This window comes from Catellatospora sp. NPDC049111, from assembly GCF_040648615.1.
GTDB classification, from domain to species: domain Bacteria; phylum Actinomycetota; class Actinomycetes; order Mycobacteriales; family Micromonosporaceae; genus Catellatospora; species Catellatospora aurea.
In genome coordinates, this window is record NZ_JBEZEB010000003.1 from 278,996 (window position 1) to 294,262 (window position 15,267).

Below are 15,267 nucleotides of genomic sequence, written 5' to 3' on the forward strand. Positions count from 1 at the left end.
GTTGTGACCCCTCGCGACCCCGCCCTGGACACCGCGCCCGGGTTCACCCCCTGTTCCACCGGTCGCGGTCGGCGGAAAAGGAGCTCCGGTGACCCCCCTCCGTACCGCGTCGCGCACGCTCACCCGTGCGCTTGTGCTGGTCGCAGCCATGCTCGTCGGCGTCGCGCCGGCCCTGCCCGCACACGCCGAGCCGTCGATCAGCGAGATCGAGGCCGAGATCGCCAAGACGTGGGAGAAGCTCGAGCCGCTGGTCGAGGACTACAACAAGGTCCACAGCGAGCTGGTCAAGCTGCAGAAGAAGGCCGCCGGCCTGGAGACGAAGCTCCAGCCGCTGCGGCTGACCGTCGAGGTGACCCGGACCCGGGTCGGCGTCATCGCCGCCGAGTACTACAAGGGCGGCCGCAACGCCGAGGTGAACGCGCTGCTGAGCAGCGGCTCGCCGAAGCAGTTCGCCGACCAGTTGATGATGCTGCAGCAGATCGCGCACGGTAAGCAGGAGCAGATCTCGGCGACCTCCGAGGCGAAGGCCAAGTACGACGGCGAGAAGGCGACGCTGGACAAGGCCATCGCGGACACCAAGCTCAAGGACGCCGACCTGGCCGCGAAGAAGAAGGTCATCGAGGGCGAGATGAGCCGCCTGCAGAAGCTGCGGACGCAGGCTTACGGCACCGGCGGCTCGGGCGGCTCGCTGAAGATCGGCGCGGCCTGCCCGGCGCAGATGGGCTCCGGCAAGGGCCAGACCGCCGCCGCGTGGGCCTGCAAGCAGATCAGCAAGCCGTACGTGTGGGGCGCGGCCGGTCCGAGCAGCTTCGACTGCTCCGGCCTGACCCAGTGGGCGTACGCCAAGGCGGGCGTCAGCCTCACCCACTACACCAAGGACCAGTGGGGCGAGACCACGAAGGTGTCCACGCCCGCGGTCGGCGACCTGGTCTTCTTCTACGGCGACCTGCACCACGTCGGCATGTACGTCGGCACGGTCAACGGTCGCCGGGTGATGGTGCACGCGCCGCACACCGGCGACGTGGTGCGGATGCAGTACATCGACGTCATGCCGGTCGCCGGCTACCGCCGGGCCTACTGACCTCTCAGCACGACGAAGGGCTCCCCGCAAATGTGGGGAGCCCTTCGTGTTGCGTCGGACGGGTCAGAACGACACGGCCGGCTTCAGCACCACGTCGGCGCGCAGCACGTACGCGATGCGCTGGCCGAACTGGATCTGCACGTACTGCTGCTCGCCCCGGATGACGGTGCGGTCACCGGGACCGGATCCGTCGAACGTGGCAGCGCGGTAGTACTCGCCGGTGAGCACCGGCCCGGCCGCGTACCGCTGCCCGGCCGTGATCGTGTACTGGGCCAGCGGGCTGACCGCCTGCACCGGCACACCGGCCGGGTAGGCCGCCGCCTCCGGGTAGGCCCGGCCGAACACCGGGATGCTCGCCAGGCCCGGCTTCGGCTCGACGACGAACCCCACGTTCCACAGCGGTCCCGCGTCGGCGTTGCGGAACCAGGCCTTCTGGCCGAGGTACCAGATCGCGGTCCACTCGGCGGTGCGCTCGGCGACGGCGTACGTCTGGCCCGCCGAGGCCCGTGCGCAGTGGTCGCTGACCACCATGGTGCTCGCCTTGGTGCCGCACCGGCCCGGGTCGCGGACCAGCGGGGCGCTCAGGTCGGGCGCGCTGCGCAGGATGACCGACGAGCTGGAGCGCAGCGGGCACGGGTTGCTCGCCGCGCCGGTGCAGCCGGTGAACGCGGGCTTGTTGGTGGCGAAGTCGGGGTTGACGGTGACCAGCCCGGCGTGGCCCGCCAGCGGCTCCGGCAGCCCGCGGAACGGGGCCTTGAGCAGGTCGAAGTAGTGCGACCAGTCCCAGTACGGGCCCGGGTCCCAGTGCATGCCGGCGACCGTGGAGGTGATGGTGCCGGGCACGTTGTCGTGTCCGATGATGTGCTTGCGGTCCAGCGGGATGCCCAGCCGCAGCGCCAGGTGCCGCACCAGCTTCGCCGAGGTGCGGTAGAGCGCCTCGGTGTACCAGCCGCCCTGCGCCGCGAAGCCTTCGTGCTCCAGGCCGATGGACTTGGCGTTGACGTACCAGTTGCCCGCGTGCCAGCCGACGTCCTTGGCCTTCACGTGCTGGGCGATGTGCCCGTCGACCGAGCGCAGCGAGTAGTGCCAGCTGACGTAGGTCGGGTCGGCGACCAGCTTCAGGGTCGTGGCCCAACTCGCCTCGGTGTCGTGGATGACGATGTACTCGATGCGCTGCGACTGCGGCCGGTTGCCCAGGTCGTGGTTGCCGTAGTCGCCGTCGCCGAACGCCTCGTACGGCGCGGGCAGCGACTCGCACGAGATGTCGATCGGGCACTCGATGCCGTCGGGGCGGGCCAGCTTGCGCAGGCCGAGCCGGATCAGCCAGTCCTTGACCGGGGTCACCGACCGGGGGGTCAGGCTGAGGGCGTGGCCCTCGTCGGTGGTGCGGGCGACACCGTCGCGCAGCGTCGCGTACACCTCGTCGGCGAACGCGGCCGCGGCCTGCTCGGTGTCCGCTCCGGAGTAGCGGGCGACCGCGCCGTACCAGGCCGCCGGGTCGGTGTCCGCGCCCTGCGGCGCGTTCAGCTGCTGCTGGTACGAGGCCAGCAGCGCGGCTCCGCCGCGGATGTTCGCGACCGGGTCGGTCCGCAGCGTCTCGGCGGACAGGCCGGTCAGCTCCGCCGCGGCCGGCAGGGTGCGCAGCGCTGCCTCGGCCGGAGCCGGGGTGCCGTCGGGGTGGCCGACCGCCTTCGGGCGGCTGTCGTCACCCCGGGAGTCCTCCTCGGGGGCGGGCTCCGACTCCGGCTCGGCGGCCGGAGCCAGCGCGGCGACGTACGCCGCGTCGGTGAGGTGCATCGGGCCGTAGCCGCCGGAGGTGCTGGGCGTGCCCGCGTTGGCGTCCCAGCGGGACTCCAGATAGGAGACGCCGAGCAGCACGTCCACGGGTACGCCGTATTCCTGGGCGGCCGCCAGGTAGTCGTCCTGCCGGGTGGGTGGCGACTCGGCCTGGGCGGCCACCGGCGTTACGCCGGCGCCGAGCCCCAGACCCACCGCGGTGAGCAGCGCCAGCCGGCGCAGGGGGATTCGGGGTGACACGTACGGCTCCCTTCGAGTGTCCGATGCGGTCACCCTGCCCTCGGCCGTACGGTTAGTCAATAGTTACCGATACGCGTTGCTGATATGAAACTATCCTTCATCGCTCGGGTGGGCCGTTCCGCCAGGTGCTACGGCTGTTCACCGGGTGTCCGGGGATGACGCCGCTCTGGTAAATATGAGCGAATGCGATTCAAATGGCCCGCGATCATTGCCGGACTGGTGCTACTGGCCGTGGTCGCCACGGTCCTGGTGGTGCAACTGACCGGCGACGAGCCCGAGCCTCCGACCGCGACCCCGGCGTCGCCGTCCGCGGTGCCCAGCCCTAGTGCGCCCGCGCCGAGCCCGTCCGCGCAGACCATCGGCGAGGGCGTGGTGTTCGACTTCGCGAACGGCCTGGAGCAGGCACGCGTGGTCGGCTCGGACGCCGGGACCCTCGCCGTGCGCGAGGAGAGCCAGACCGGCGGCGACGTCTCCCTCGTGCCGCGCGACGGCGACTTCGCGGTGCGTTTCCCCGGCCCGTGCGCGAGCAAGGACGACAAGCAGTGCCCCCGCGCGATCCTCGACGCCGGCGCGAACCCGGCGCTCAACCCCGGCCTGCGGGCGTTCCGCTGGGGCGCGGCGGTGCTGATGGCCCCCGAGGAGACGGCCAAGGGCGCGAACGTGCTGCAGAAGGGCTACTCGCAGTTCGGCACGCAGTTCAAGCTCCAGGTCGACGGTGCCAAGGGCATGCCCTCCTGCGTCGTGGCCGGCCCGCAGAACGGCAAGAACGTCATCCACGTCGCGCAGGCGACGCAGGGGATCGCCGACGGGAGCTGGCACACCGTCGAATGCGCACGTGACGGGGCAGTCCTGCGCATCACCGTGGACGGCGTGGCGCAGGGCGAGGCCGCCATCCCGGCCGACCTGAACATCTCCAACGACGCCCCGCTGCGTATCGGCGGCAAGGGTGTCGCCCCGAACAACGACCAGTTCCACGGCACGCTCGACGACCTGTTCGTCGCGATCGGATAGACGCCCTGGTGACACGCGACGACATCGACGGAATTGCGTTCTTGTAACGGTCTTGCCTAACGTGAATCCCCGTGTGTAGCCATAATCGGCCCCACGCGGGGCTTCCCAGCGCACCACGAATACGCCGCGGCCTGCTGACGGTCGGCGTCGTGCTGCTGGGCCTGCTCGCGCCAGCGGCACAGGCCCACGCGGCACCGACCCCCGCCGAGATCGAGAAGCAGATCGACGAGCAGTGGGCCAAGCTCGAACCGGTCATCGAGGAGCACAACGCCACCAAGGCGAAGCTGGCCAAGCAGCGCAAGAAGGCCGCCGAACTGGAGGCGCAGCTCGCGCCCCTGGAGCTGCAGGTGCAGGCCACTCGGACGCGCATCGGCGTGCTGGCCGACCAGCTCTACCGCGGCGGCACCCTGGCCCAGGTCAACGCGTTTCTCAGCAGCGGTGACGCCAGTGTCATGGCGAAGCGGCTCGTCGTGCTCGACCAGCTCGCCCACGACAAGAAGGCGCGCATCGCCGACACCCTCACCGCCAAGGCGGCATTGGACGCGGTGAAGCAGCCGCTCGACGAGACCATCGCCCAGCTCGCCAAGACCGAGGCGGAGCAGGGGACGCGGACCAAGGCCATCGAGGCCGAGATCACGAAGCTGAACAAGCTGCGGCTCCAGGCGTACGGCAGCGGTGCCGGCACCGGCGAGCTCGCCCCCGTGCCCTGCCCGACGGCGTACCCCGGCGGCCCGGCCGGCAAGGCGGTCCAGTTCGCCTGCCGCCAGATCGGCAAGATGTACGGCTGGGGCGACGACGGCCCGAGCACCTTCGACTGCTCCGGCCTGACCAAGGCCGCGTGGGCCCAGGCGGGGGTCTCTCTGCCGCACAACGCCCGATCCCAGCGCGCCGCCGTGAAGTCCGTCAGCCGCGCCGACCTCAAACCCGGCGACCTGGTCTTCTACTACAGCGACCTGCACCACGTCGGCATGTACGCCGGCAACGGCTGGATCGTCCACGCCTCCCAGACCGGCAAACCCATCGCCATGCGCCGCATGGACGCCGCCCCCATCCACAGCTTCGGCCGCCCCTCCTGACCCACCTCCCGCCCGGCCCTCCGGCCCGGCCTCACGCACAACTCTTAGAAAGTCGCGGCCTCAGACGCCCTCTGAGGCCGCGACTTTTTAAGAGTTGTGCAGGCGGGGCGGCAGGCGGCGGGGGTCAGGGGGTGGGGCGGAGCATGGGCGGGTGGAGGAGGCGGGCGGGGCCGCGGCGGAAGAGTTGGGCGGGGCGGCCGCGTTCGGCGGCGATGCTGCGGCCCACGGGCTCGATGAAGCCGGGGGTGCTGGTCACTTTGCGGTGGAAGTTGCGGGGGTCGAGCCGGGCGCCCCAGACCGTCTCGTAGACCTCGCGCAGCTCGCTGATGGTGAACTCGGGCGGGCAGAACGCCGTCGCCAGCGGGGAGTATTCCAGCTTGGCGCGGGCGCGCTCCACTCCGTCGGCCAGGATGCGCGCGTGATCGAACGCCAGCTCCGGGACCGGTAGCGCCGTCCAGGCCGCGCCCTCCGCGTCGCTGCCCGCGACCGGGGCCGGCAGGTGCGGCAGCAGTGCCAGGTAAGCCACCGTCACCACCCGGCCGCGCGGGTCCCGTCCGGGCGCGCCGTAACTGGCCAGCTGCTCCAGGTGGCCCACCGGCGCGGTCAGCCCGGTCTCCTCTCGCAGCTCGCGGGCGGCGGCCGCGTCGAGGTCCTCGTCGGGCAGCACGAAACCGCCGGGCAGCGCCCACTGCCCCCGATAGGGCTCGATGCCCCGGCGCACCAGCAGGACCCGCATCTCGTTGTCCTGCACCGTCAGCACCACCAGATCGGCTGTGACGGAGAACGCTGGATAGTCGGCCATCTGATTTATCACCACCTTGACGAGAATGTATCACGAAGCTTATCGTCATCATGACGAAAAAGGGACCGGGGAATCCTCCTAAGGAGAACGATCACGATGGCTGACGTGTCCAAGCGCTTCTTCCTGCGCCACCTGCGCAGCACGCCGACGAACTGGGTGCGCCACAGCGTCCGCGGCCGGGCCAAGCGGGAGGGCATCGGCCTGGCCTTCTGGTACCGGCCGCTGACCGCCGTGCTCAGCGAGGTGCCGGTCGACGACCGCGAGCTGCCGCTGCTGTTCCACGCCCGCACCAGCGACTTCACCGACGTCACCGTGCAGGCCACGGTGACCTACCGGGTGGCCGACCCCGCCGTCGCCGTCGGCCGGCTGGACTTCTCGATCGACCCCTACCTCGGCACCGCGCGGGCCCGGCCGCTCGACCAGATCGCCACCCTGCTGGCCGAACTGGCCCAGCAGCCCGCGCTGGACCTGCTGACCCGGCTGCCGCTGGCCGAGGCACTGAGCGAGGTCGCCGCGGTGCGCGAGGCAGTGTCGGCCGCGCTGGGCGCCGAGCCGCGCCTGACCGATCTGGGCGTCCAGGTGGTCAGCGCCCGCGTGGTGGCGATCCGGCCGGAGCCGGAGTTGGAGCGCGCGCTGCAGACCCCGACCCGGGAGGCGGTGCAGGTGGAGGCCGACCGGGCCACCTTCGCCCGTCGGGCGCAGGCCGTCGAGCAGGAGCGCGGCATCGCCGAGAACGAACTCCAGAACAAGATCGAGCTGGCTCGGCGCGAGCAGCAGCTCGTCGAGCAGAACGGCGCGAACACCCGCCGCAAGGCCGAGCTCGTCGCCGCCGCCCAGCTCGTCGAGGCACAGGGCAAGGCCGAGCGGGAGAAGCTGCTCAATGCCGCCGAGGCGGAGAAGGAGCAGCTGCTCGCCGAGGCCAAGGCCGCGGGTGTGCGAGCACTCGGCGTCGCCCAGGGCGAGGCCGAGGCCGCCAAGCTCGCGGCCTACCGGGACCTGCCGCCGGCGGTGCTGCAGGGCCTTGCGCTTCGGGAGCTGGCCGGGCAGCTCCCGGAGATCGGCCAGCTCACCGTCACGCCCGACGTCATTACCGGCCTGCTCTCGCGCTTCGGCGCGGGCTCGTCGGACCGCTGAGCGAGCGGAGCGAGGAGGAGGCATGAGCGCGACGCTGGCTCCACGGGTCGTGGTGGTCTCCCGGCGCAGTGAGCTCGACGAGCTGCTGGGTCGGCACGGCACGCGCGCCGCCGCGGCGTACTTCCTGAAGGAACGGGGGAGGGAGATCGCCGAGGTGGAGGCGCGGCACGCCGCGCAGGAGGCGGCGCTGGCCGCGGTCAGCGCCGCCCTGCCGGCGGACTGGCGGCGCGGGCAGGTGCACCGCGACGACCTGTCCCGCTTCCTGTTCGCGCCGGAGGACATCGTGGTCACCGTCGGGCAGGACGGGCTGGTCGCGAACGCGGCGAAGTACCTCGCCGGGCAGCCGGTGCTCGGCGTCAACCCCGAGCCCGAACGCAACCCCGGCGTGCTGGCCCGGTTCGCCGCCCGCGACGTGGCAGGCCTGCTGCCTGCGGTCCTCGCCGGCCGCGCCGCCACGCAGTCGCGCGCGATGGCCGTGGCCACACTCGACGACGGCCAGCAGCTCGCCGGCCTCAACGAGATCTACGTCGGTCACCAGACCCACCAGTCCTCCCGCTACCTGCTCACCACGCCGCAGGGCGAGCAGGAACGGCACTCGTCGTCAGGCGTGCTGGTCGGCACCGGCACGGGCGCCACCGGCTGGTGCGCGTCGGTGGCCCTGATGCGTGACCTGGCGAACACTCTGCCCGGCCCGGACGCGTCCGAGCTGTGCTGGTTCGTCCGCGAAGCCTGGCCCTCGCCCGCCACCGGCGCACGCCTCACCGCCGGCCGCGTCGGCTCCGGCCAGCGCCTCACCCTGACCAGCGAGAGCGAGCGCCTGGTCGCCTTCGCCGACGGCGTCGAATCGGACCACCTCGTACTTGCCTGGGGCCAGCGCATCACCATCGCCACCGGCACCCGCCACCTCACCCTCGTCGTCCCTTGAGGAAAGGAAGGGCACCTTCACAACGCTCCGCGTTGTAGAAGGTGCCCTTCCTTTCATCGAGGCCTGTCTGAGCTGCGGCGACGTGCACGAACTCCGTGAGTCGCCTCACAAAACCGTACGACCGATCGGTCTTCTTAATAGCCTGGCTCCATGACCGGAACGGACGGGCGGCTGGCCCGCGGCGAGCGCACCCGCACCGCGGTGCTCGACGCCGCCGTGGCGCTGGCCAGCGAGGCAGGGCTCGACGGCCTGTCCCTGGGCCAGCTCGCCGACCGGTTGCACGTCAGCAAGTCAGGGCTCTTCGCGCACTGGTCCTCCAAGGAGGAACTGCAGCTCGCCGCGATCGAACACGCCCGCGACCAGTGGGCCCGCCGCGTCGTCGGCCCAGCCCTGGACCGGCCTCGCGGCCTGCGCCGCCTGTTCGCGCTGCACGAGTCACGCCTGGCCTTCTACAGCGAGCGGGTGCTCCCCGGCGGCTGCTTCTTCGCCATCGCCGAGTTCGAGTCGACCGGCCGCACGGGCGTCGTGCCCGATCGGCTCGCCGCGGTGCTCGCGGAGTGGATCACGCTGCTGGAGCGCCTCGTCACCGAGGCCGTCGAGCTGGGCGAACTGCCTGCCGACACGGTGCCCCGGCGGCTGGCCTTCGAGGTCGACGCGGCCGGTGTCGCCGCGCTGCTGCACTCGCGCCTGCTGGAGCGCAGCCCCGACGACGCCCGCCAGGCCGTGCTCGCCCGCCTGCGCGGCCTCGCCACCGACCCCGACCTGCTGCCGTACGACTGAAAGGCCCGAGATGACCACCGCCACGCTCGACACCACCACCGGCACGGTCCGCCGGGCCGTCGTCCACATCGACGACCTCGACATCGTCGGCATCATGCACAACGCCCGCTACGCCCTGATCCTGGAGCGGGCCATGTCGGAGTTCTGGGCCGAGCACGGCTACGGCTTCCGCGACGGCGCGCCGAGCAGCCCTGACATGATCGCCGCGGTGCGTGAGTTCACCATCACCTACCACGCTCCGGTCCGCGGCACCGGCCCGATCCTGGTGCACTTCTGGCTGGACAGCATGGGCGAGACCAGCGCCGTCTACGGCTTCCGTTTCCTGTCCGAGGACGGCGGCACCGTCTTCGCCGACGGTCGCCGGGTCATGGTCAAGATGGACCGCACCGGCCGCCCCGCGCCGTGGACCCCGCAGGGCCGCGAGATCGCGAGCAGCCTGCTGCGCTGAGTTCCGGGAGGGGCGGCGCGGGTGGCCCGCTTGCTGCGATCATTGCCGCGTGCGCCTCCCCTCGGCTGTACCTACGCTGCTTGCTGCAGTCTTCCTACTGGCCGCATGCGGCGCAGAAGCGGATATACCGACCTTCGTGGCCGCTTCCGCCAGCAGCGCCGCCTCGCCGTCCGCCGCCGCGCCCTCGCCGACGCCAAGCCCGTCCGCGTCGCCGAGCGCCCGGCCGGGGCGGCCCGGCCAGACCAAGCCCGGCCTGCTGCCGCCGGTGGTGAACCACGGGCCGCGCACCGGCAACCTTGTCGCGCTCACCTTCGACGCGGACATGACCGACAGCATGCTGGCCCAGCTCAAGAGCGGCCGCGTCAAGTCGTACGCCAACGTCCGGATCATCGAGATGCTGGAGCACGACAAGATCCCGGCCACCTTCTTCCTGACCGGCAAGTGGGTGCAGCGTTACCCCGCGCTGACCGAGCGCCTCGCCGGCAACCCTCGCTTCGAACTGGCCAACCACACCTACGGCCACCAGGCATTCACCGCCGACTGCTACACCCTGCCGCGCATCCCCGCTGCCGCGATGACCGAGGACGTCGCGAAGACCTTCAAAATCATCGAGCGGTACGGCGGGCGCCAGACCCGCTACTTCCGCTTCCCCGGCCTGTGCCACGACCGGGCGGCGCTGCGCGCCATGTCCTCGCTCGGCCTGACCGTCGTCGACGGCGACGTCGTCAGCGGCGACCCGTTCGCCACCGACTGGCGGCCGATCGTGAACGCGGTGCTCAAGAAGGTCAAGCCCGGTTCCGTGATCATCCTGCACGTCACCGAGGCCAACGCCCAGTTCACCGACGAGGCCCTGCCGCACATCCTCAAGGGACTCGCCGAGCGCGGCCTCAAACCGGCCACCCTGTCCGAGGTGCTCGCAGGCTGAGCCGGGCGGGGAGCACATCGGCGATCGATCTCCCGTACGCTCCGGCCACCTCTCGTGATCGGAGCAGCCATGACCCGCGCCATTCTCCGGACCGGCGTATGCGCCGCAGCCGTCAGCGCGATCGTTGCCCTGGGTGCCGGTTGCTCGCCGTCAGTGGCAGAACCGCCGGTCACGGCCTCCCCCTCGCCGTCCGCCCGGCACGTGGCACTGCCCCTCGACCTGGACGGCAAGCGGATGATGATCGTCCCCGACAAGGACGACTGGGGCAAGGACTTGCAAGCCGTGCTCGTGTACGCCTTCCCGGAGGGCGAGTCGGCCGTAGGGGCTTCGTACAAGGACCCTGGCGGCAAGGACATCGTGCTGGCCGGGGTGGTGGCGACGCAGGTCGCGGACCGGCAGGCGGCCCTCGTCACGGCGCTCGAATCGCTGCGCCCCGTCCCCGACCGGCGCAATCCCGGGCTGACCATGGGCTCGACCGTCAAGGTCGAGGCGGTCGGTCCGGCCGCCGAGATGGAGTGCGGCCTGGCCGACGGCGGTGGGGCCGCCTTCCCGGTGTGCGCCTGGGCCACGGACACCGTCGTCGGGGTCGTGGTGTTCACCTACAAGAAGCTCGCCGCCCAGATCGAGGCGGAGTTCCACCGGATCAGGGCGGCCCTGGAGGCGTCCGCAGCCTGACGGCCGCCCCCACGCGTGCGCCGAAATGTCGTAGCGTCCCCGCAATGGGGGCGTCGAAATGGCTGCGCAGAGGTATGGGTGTCCTGGTCGGACTGTCACCGGCCGTACTGATGTTCCTGCTGCAACCCGCACAGTTCGGCAACTGCGCACGGGCGTGGTACCTCAGCGCCGCATGCCTCGGCGTGGTTCCCTGCGCCATCCTGTTCATGGGTGCCGTGTCCACGTTCTTCACGACCGACTCGGCGAAGTCCCGCAACTTCGCGCTCGGCGCGATCCTCGGCATGGTCACCCTCGTGGCGATGTTCGCGCTCGGCTTCCTCACGGACACCGCGCCACCCGGGGTGCCCACCACGCCCTACTGCCACGACAACTCCACACCGGCAGGCGGCTGACCCGCCCCGGCCAGAGGACGAATGCGGCAGCCTGCCCCATGCGCTTGCCGACCACCTGGTGGACCATGATTTCCTCGTAGCCTGGGACACGTCCGTGGCGGAGAGGAGGCTGAGGTGGCCGAGACGACGGTGGCCGAGGTGATGGCCGAGCTGGCTGCGCTGGAGGACCCCAAGGTCCGCCAGGTGAATGAGAAGCACGGCGACGATCACGGGGTGAACCTCGGCAACCTGCGCGAGGTCGCGAAGCGGCTGAAGACGCAGCAGGAACTCGCCCGGCGGCTCTGGGACACCGGCGACACCGCGGCGCGGCTGCTGGCGCTGCTGATCTGCCGCCCGAAGGCGTTCGAGCGTGCCGACCTGGACGCCATGCTGCGCGATGCCCGCACGCCGAAGGTGCACGACTGGCTCGTGAACTACGTGGTGAAGAAGAACCCGAACGCCGAAGTGCTGCGGATCGCGTGGTTCGCCGACCCGGATCCCGTGGTCGCCAGCGCCGGCTGGGCATTGACCACCGAACGCGTGGCGAAGAAGCCCGAGGGTCTCGACCTCGGCGGGCTGCTCGACACCATCGAGGCGGAGATGAAGGACGCCCCGGACCGCCTGCAGTGGGCGATGAACCACTGCCTGGCCCAGATAGGGATCGAGCACCCGGAACTCCGCGCCCGCGCCCTCGACATCGGCGAGCGGCTGGAAGTCCTCAAGGACTACCCGACCCCGCCGAACTGCACGTCCCCATTCGCCCCCATCTGGATCACCGAGATGGTGCGTCGGCAGCAGGACAGGTAACCGGCCGCGAGAGCAGATCAGCAGACCGCTTCGAAGGTCAGCCTGCTGCTGACGGGTCTCATCCGCCACATGGCCCGCAGTTGTCGGTACTGGTCGGCTTCGGCCCGCGCCTCAGCAAGATCGGCAAGCCGGTCCGGCCCGACGACGCTGAAGCTGAAGCCGGTGTTCCGGGTGTTCAGCGCCTCCACACCGGCCAGCTCGGCATGGTCGCCGAAGCACATCTCCAGGCTGAGCTGCCAGTACATCGGGTACGGGTCGCCGTCGGTGGCGGCCGCGAGCTGTCGAGTGAAGCTCAGCATCGGCAGGTTGTCGGTCCACTGGTCGCGGCCCCACTGAACGATGAAGCCATCGGCATCGCCGTCGGCGTCGGTTCCGCTCACTTCGATCTGCAAGAACTCCGTGAACGCCTGCCAGGCGGCCGCCACGTCCGCAACCGCCGCGGGCTCGACGCGGTGCCGCCGCAAGACCTCGGCGAACGCGTCCGCGCTGTCACGCCACGGGACGGGCATGGTCGATCACCTCGGATGTCTCGATGGCCTGGACGACCTCTCTTTCACGTCGGCTGATGGCCCGTGGATGGCTCGGCTGTGGCGGCATGATCCGTGGTGTCCACCACCGCCTGAGCTGCCTCCCAAAGATCACGGCGGAGGGCTTCGTTCGACTCGCGCCGGTCCTGCCACGCTGGACTGGCGTCGATCGCCTGCTTTGCCTCGGCCAGGCTGAGGCCGGCCGTATGCGTGAGCAACTTCATCGAGTCGATCTGTCCGAAACCCTCGTCGCGCAGGAAGGTGATCACATCGTCGAGCGATGCGCCTTCCTCCAGCCGACCAGTGAGCATCGACGCGGCGACGTCGAATCCTTTGTCGGTAAGCACAGGGCCAGTATCGTCCGGTGGCCCAGGTCGAGTCTGTGAGTAAGCCGCCAGATCTGTCGCTCGCCATGGAGCTGGATCAGCGTGGCTTCCCTCGGCGGGCGCACGGATCTGCCGATGCACGCTCCTCGCAGGTTTCGTCCGGTAGAACGGCAAGCGACCGCGACTGGTGTGGGAGAAGGAGAAGGTGAATTGGTGTGGAGAACCCAGACGTGCGTTCGGCCGGCATATCGCGGGTCTACGTCGACATGGTGGGAGACCTGTTCCACGCGGGCCACGTCTCGCTCCTCCGGGAGGCGCGCCGCCATGGTGACTGGCTCGTCGTCGGCGTGCTGTCGGACGACACCGCAGCCTCCTACAAGCGTCGTCCCGTCATGACCCTTGCCGAGCGTGTCGCCGTGATCGAGTCGTGCAGGTACGTCGATGAGGTCATCGAGGACGCCCCGTTCCAGGTGACCGAAGGGTTTCTTGCCGAGCACGGGATCACCACCGTGGTACACGGCGACGACTTGTCGCCCGAGGCGGCCGAGTTCGTATACGGACCCGCTGCAGCCGCCGGCAAACTCACCTACGTTCGGCGTACGGAAGGAATCTCGACTACCCAGCTGATCCAGCGGGTGCTCGACGCGGCCGCCTCGCGAGGTGCGGCGTCGGAGCCGTGATGAGTCGGTGGCCCGTGGACGGCCCGATGGATCATCGCGGACGCTGGGGTAAACGAAAGCCCAGGTCGGAATTGCTTCCGACCTGGGCTTTTCGCGTGGAGCGGGTGAAGGGAATCGAACCCTCACTGTCAGCTTGGGAAGCTGATGTTCTGCCATTGAACTACACCCGCGAGCGGCCACCACTGTACCTGACGTCACGGGTCGCGTGCACGTAGGTAACCGCGGCAGTTCGCCACGGCGTTCGCTTACGCGGCCACGAGCTGCAGGAACGGTTTGCGGGGCCGGCGTTCGTGCGCCGGCCCGTTCCTGCCCGCCGCCGGGTCGCGCCACGTGCTCGGGTATGCCCCCGCCTCGTGCCGGTGCAGCAGCGCCGACTCGACGGTGAGCTCGTAGAGCCGCCAGTCGAGGGTGGGCGCGGCCCGGTGCCGGCGGGCGAGGTGCTCGACGGTGGCGATGCTCGTGACGGGGTGGGCACGGCCGCTGACGTACGCCTCGACGTCGCTGTCCTCGGCGGGGAAGGCGTGCAGGGCGTAGCGCCCGTCGCGTTCGAGGTCGCGCCGCTTCGGTGAGTCGATCACGAAGCAGTAGAGACCCTCGTCGGTGACGATGGGGGAGACGGGGTGCACCCGTGGCCCGCCGTCGGCCCGTACGGTCGCCAGGTAGCCCATGCCCGGCCCGTACTGGTGCAGCAGGGCACGGATCGACGAGGCCAGCCACGGTGTGGCGGCGGCGAATTCGGTCCAGGTTGCCATGGGGTGGACTTTATCGAACACATGTTCTAGTCCGCCATCGAGACACGCGGTGCGTCCCCTATCGGGTGATCGATGTCCGAAGAAGCCCTTGTGGCCTGCGCGGGAGTGCAGAATTCCGGCCGTTCGGGTGGGCCGCGGCGGCGAAGGGGCAAGCCGAGGACGGTAGGCTCCCTGCGTGTTGCTTTCCGACCGGGACCTCGTGGCCGAGATCAAGTCCGGCCAGCTGCAGCTGGAGCCGTTCGAGCCGAGCCTGGTGCAGCCGTCGAGCATCGACGTCCGGCTGGACCGCCTGTTCCGGGTGTTCAACAACCACCTTTACACGCACATCGACCCGGCCGAGCGGCAGGACGAGCTGACGACGCTGGTCGAGGTGCAGGACGGGCAGCCGTTCGTGCTGCACCCGGGCGAGTTCGTGCTCGCCTCCACGCTTGAGGTGGTCACCCTCGGCAACCAGCTCGCGGCGCGGCTGGAGGGCAAGTCGAGCCTGGGCCGGCTGGGCCTGCTGACGCACTCGACGGCCGGCTTCATCGACCCGGGCTTCTCCGGCCACGTGACGCTGGAGCTGTCCAACGTGGCGACGCTGCCGATCCGGCTCTGGCCGGGGATGAAGATCGGCCAGCTGTGCGTGCTGCGGCTGTCGTCGGAGGCCGAGCACCCGTACGGCTCCAGCGTGAACGGCTCGCGGTATCAGGGCCAGCGCGGCCCGACGGCGTCGCGCTCGTATCTCAACTGGCGCACCTGGCCGACCGCCTGAGGGCCGTCGCGCCTCCGTTCGACGGAGATCCGGTGCAAGCTGCCTGTTTCCAAAACCGGCCAAACAGTTTCTGAAAAATCGTGAAAGAGCGTCTCGTCCGACCGTACAGAATGCGGTCCGCCGACGAGACAATCTGAGCGGTGTGGCGGAGTTGAT

Annotated in this window: 18 protein-coding genes and 1 tRNA gene; 13 read left to right on the forward strand and 6 right to left on the reverse strand. The window is 70.3% G+C overall.

Features of this window, described 5'->3' with window-relative positions:
- Positions 1-88 precede the first annotated feature (88 nt).
- Entirely contained in the window at positions 89-1,081 is a 993-nt protein-coding gene (locus AB0B66_RS06145) for an NlpC/P60 family protein (protein ID WP_360523635.1), read from the forward strand.
- Between the two features lie 63 nt (positions 1,082-1,144).
- Here the strand turns inward: AB0B66_RS06145 and AB0B66_RS06150 are convergent, their stop codons facing one another.
- Positions 1,145-3,118, reverse strand: a complete 1,974-nt coding sequence (locus AB0B66_RS06150) for a peptidoglycan recognition family protein (RefSeq protein ID WP_360523638.1) — start codon at positions 3,116-3,118, stop codon at positions 1,145-1,147.
- A 183-nt stretch (positions 3,119-3,301) separates the two neighbouring features.
- Here AB0B66_RS06150 and AB0B66_RS06155 point away from each other — a divergent pair, with 183 nt between their 5' ends.
- Together AB0B66_RS06155 and AB0B66_RS06160 are read left to right on the forward strand one after the other, a co-directional pair.
- Positions 3,302-4,129: a LamG-like jellyroll fold domain-containing protein gene (locus tag AB0B66_RS06155; RefSeq protein WP_360523641.1), complete on the forward strand. Its 828-nt coding sequence runs from the start codon at positions 3,302-3,304 to the stop codon at positions 4,127-4,129.
- 149 nt (positions 4,130-4,278) lie between these two features.
- Positions 4,279-5,205 (forward strand): NlpC/P60 family protein, encoded by a 927-nt coding sequence (locus AB0B66_RS06160; RefSeq protein WP_360523644.1) that lies wholly within the window; start codon positions 4,279-4,281, stop codon positions 5,203-5,205.
- Positions 5,206-5,329: 124 nt separating this feature from the next.
- Here the strand turns inward: AB0B66_RS06160 and AB0B66_RS06165 are convergent, their stop codons facing one another.
- Complete coding sequence (locus AB0B66_RS06165; RefSeq protein WP_360523647.1) at positions 5,330-6,007, reverse strand: NUDIX domain-containing protein; 678 nt, start codon at positions 6,005-6,007, stop codon at positions 5,330-5,332.
- 96 nt (positions 6,008-6,103) lie between these two features.
- On the opposite strand from AB0B66_RS06165, the gene AB0B66_RS06170 reads away from it, so the two are divergent.
- The 8 genes from AB0B66_RS06170 to AB0B66_RS06205 all read left to right on the forward strand — a co-directional run bounded on the left by AB0B66_RS06170 (position 6,104) and on the right by AB0B66_RS06205 (position 12,072).
- Complete coding sequence (locus AB0B66_RS06170; RefSeq protein ID WP_360523650.1) at positions 6,104-7,141, forward strand: SPFH domain-containing protein; 1,038 nt, start codon at positions 6,104-6,106, stop codon at positions 7,139-7,141.
- Between the two features lie 22 nt (positions 7,142-7,163).
- Entirely contained in the window at positions 7,164-8,066 is a 903-nt protein-coding gene (locus tag AB0B66_RS06175; RefSeq protein WP_360523653.1) for a hypothetical protein, read from the forward strand.
- A gap of 150 nt (positions 8,067-8,216) precedes the next feature.
- Positions 8,217-8,846 (forward strand): TetR/AcrR family transcriptional regulator, encoded by a 630-nt coding sequence (locus AB0B66_RS06180; RefSeq protein ID WP_360523656.1) that lies wholly within the window; start codon positions 8,217-8,219, stop codon positions 8,844-8,846.
- Positions 8,847-8,856: 10 nt separating this feature from the next.
- Positions 8,857-9,294: a thioesterase family protein gene (locus AB0B66_RS06185; RefSeq protein WP_360523659.1), complete on the forward strand. Its 438-nt coding sequence runs from the start codon at positions 8,857-8,859 to the stop codon at positions 9,292-9,294.
- A gap of 136 nt (positions 9,295-9,430) precedes the next feature.
- On the forward strand, positions 9,431-10,219 hold the full coding sequence (locus AB0B66_RS06190; RefSeq protein WP_360523662.1) for a polysaccharide deacetylase family protein: 789 nt from the start codon (positions 9,431-9,433) through the stop codon (positions 10,217-10,219).
- Positions 10,220-10,420: 201 nt separating this feature from the next.
- Entirely contained in the window at positions 10,421-10,894 is a 474-nt protein-coding gene (locus tag AB0B66_RS06195) for a hypothetical protein (protein ID WP_360523665.1), read from the forward strand.
- A 44-nt stretch (positions 10,895-10,938) separates the two neighbouring features.
- Complete coding sequence (locus AB0B66_RS06200) at positions 10,939-11,286, forward strand: hypothetical protein (protein ID WP_360523668.1); 348 nt, start codon at positions 10,939-10,941, stop codon at positions 11,284-11,286.
- A gap of 114 nt (positions 11,287-11,400) precedes the next feature.
- Complete coding sequence (locus tag AB0B66_RS06205; protein ID WP_360523671.1) at positions 11,401-12,072, forward strand: DNA alkylation repair protein; 672 nt, start codon at positions 11,401-11,403, stop codon at positions 12,070-12,072.
- 17 nt (positions 12,073-12,089) lie between these two features.
- Here AB0B66_RS06205 and AB0B66_RS06210 read toward each other — a convergent pair whose 3' ends face one another.
- A complete protein-coding gene (locus AB0B66_RS06210; protein WP_360523674.1) occupies positions 12,090-12,497 on the reverse strand; it encodes a hypothetical protein in 408 nt (135 codons plus the stop codon).
- 128 nt (positions 12,498-12,625) lie between these two features.
- Entirely contained in the window at positions 12,626-12,946 is a 321-nt protein-coding gene (locus tag AB0B66_RS06215) for a hypothetical protein (protein WP_360523677.1), read from the reverse strand.
- Positions 12,947-13,140: 194 nt separating this feature from the next.
- Between AB0B66_RS06215 and AB0B66_RS06220 the strand changes: the two genes are divergently transcribed.
- Positions 13,141-13,605: an adenylyltransferase/cytidyltransferase family protein gene (locus tag AB0B66_RS06220; RefSeq protein WP_360523680.1), complete on the forward strand. Its 465-nt coding sequence runs from the start codon at positions 13,141-13,143 to the stop codon at positions 13,603-13,605.
- Between the two features lie 96 nt (positions 13,606-13,701).
- Here the strand turns inward: AB0B66_RS06220 and AB0B66_RS06225 are convergent.
- Together AB0B66_RS06225 and AB0B66_RS06230 are read right to left on the reverse strand one after the other, a co-directional pair.
- Positions 13,702-13,775: transfer RNA gene (locus AB0B66_RS06225), tRNA-Gly, on the reverse strand.
- A gap of 75 nt (positions 13,776-13,850) precedes the next feature.
- The gene (locus tag AB0B66_RS06230) at positions 13,851-14,357 is read right to left on the reverse strand and encodes a pyridoxamine 5'-phosphate oxidase family protein (protein WP_360523683.1); all 507 of its coding nucleotides are present in this window, start codon (positions 14,355-14,357) and stop codon (positions 13,851-13,853) included.
- 175 nt (positions 14,358-14,532) lie between these two features.
- Between AB0B66_RS06230 and dcd the strand changes: the two genes are divergently transcribed.
- Complete coding sequence (dcd, locus tag AB0B66_RS06235; protein ID WP_360523686.1) at positions 14,533-15,111, forward strand: dCTP deaminase; 579 nt, start codon at positions 14,533-14,535, stop codon at positions 15,109-15,111.
- The last annotated feature ends 156 nt before the right edge of the window (positions 15,112-15,267 follow it).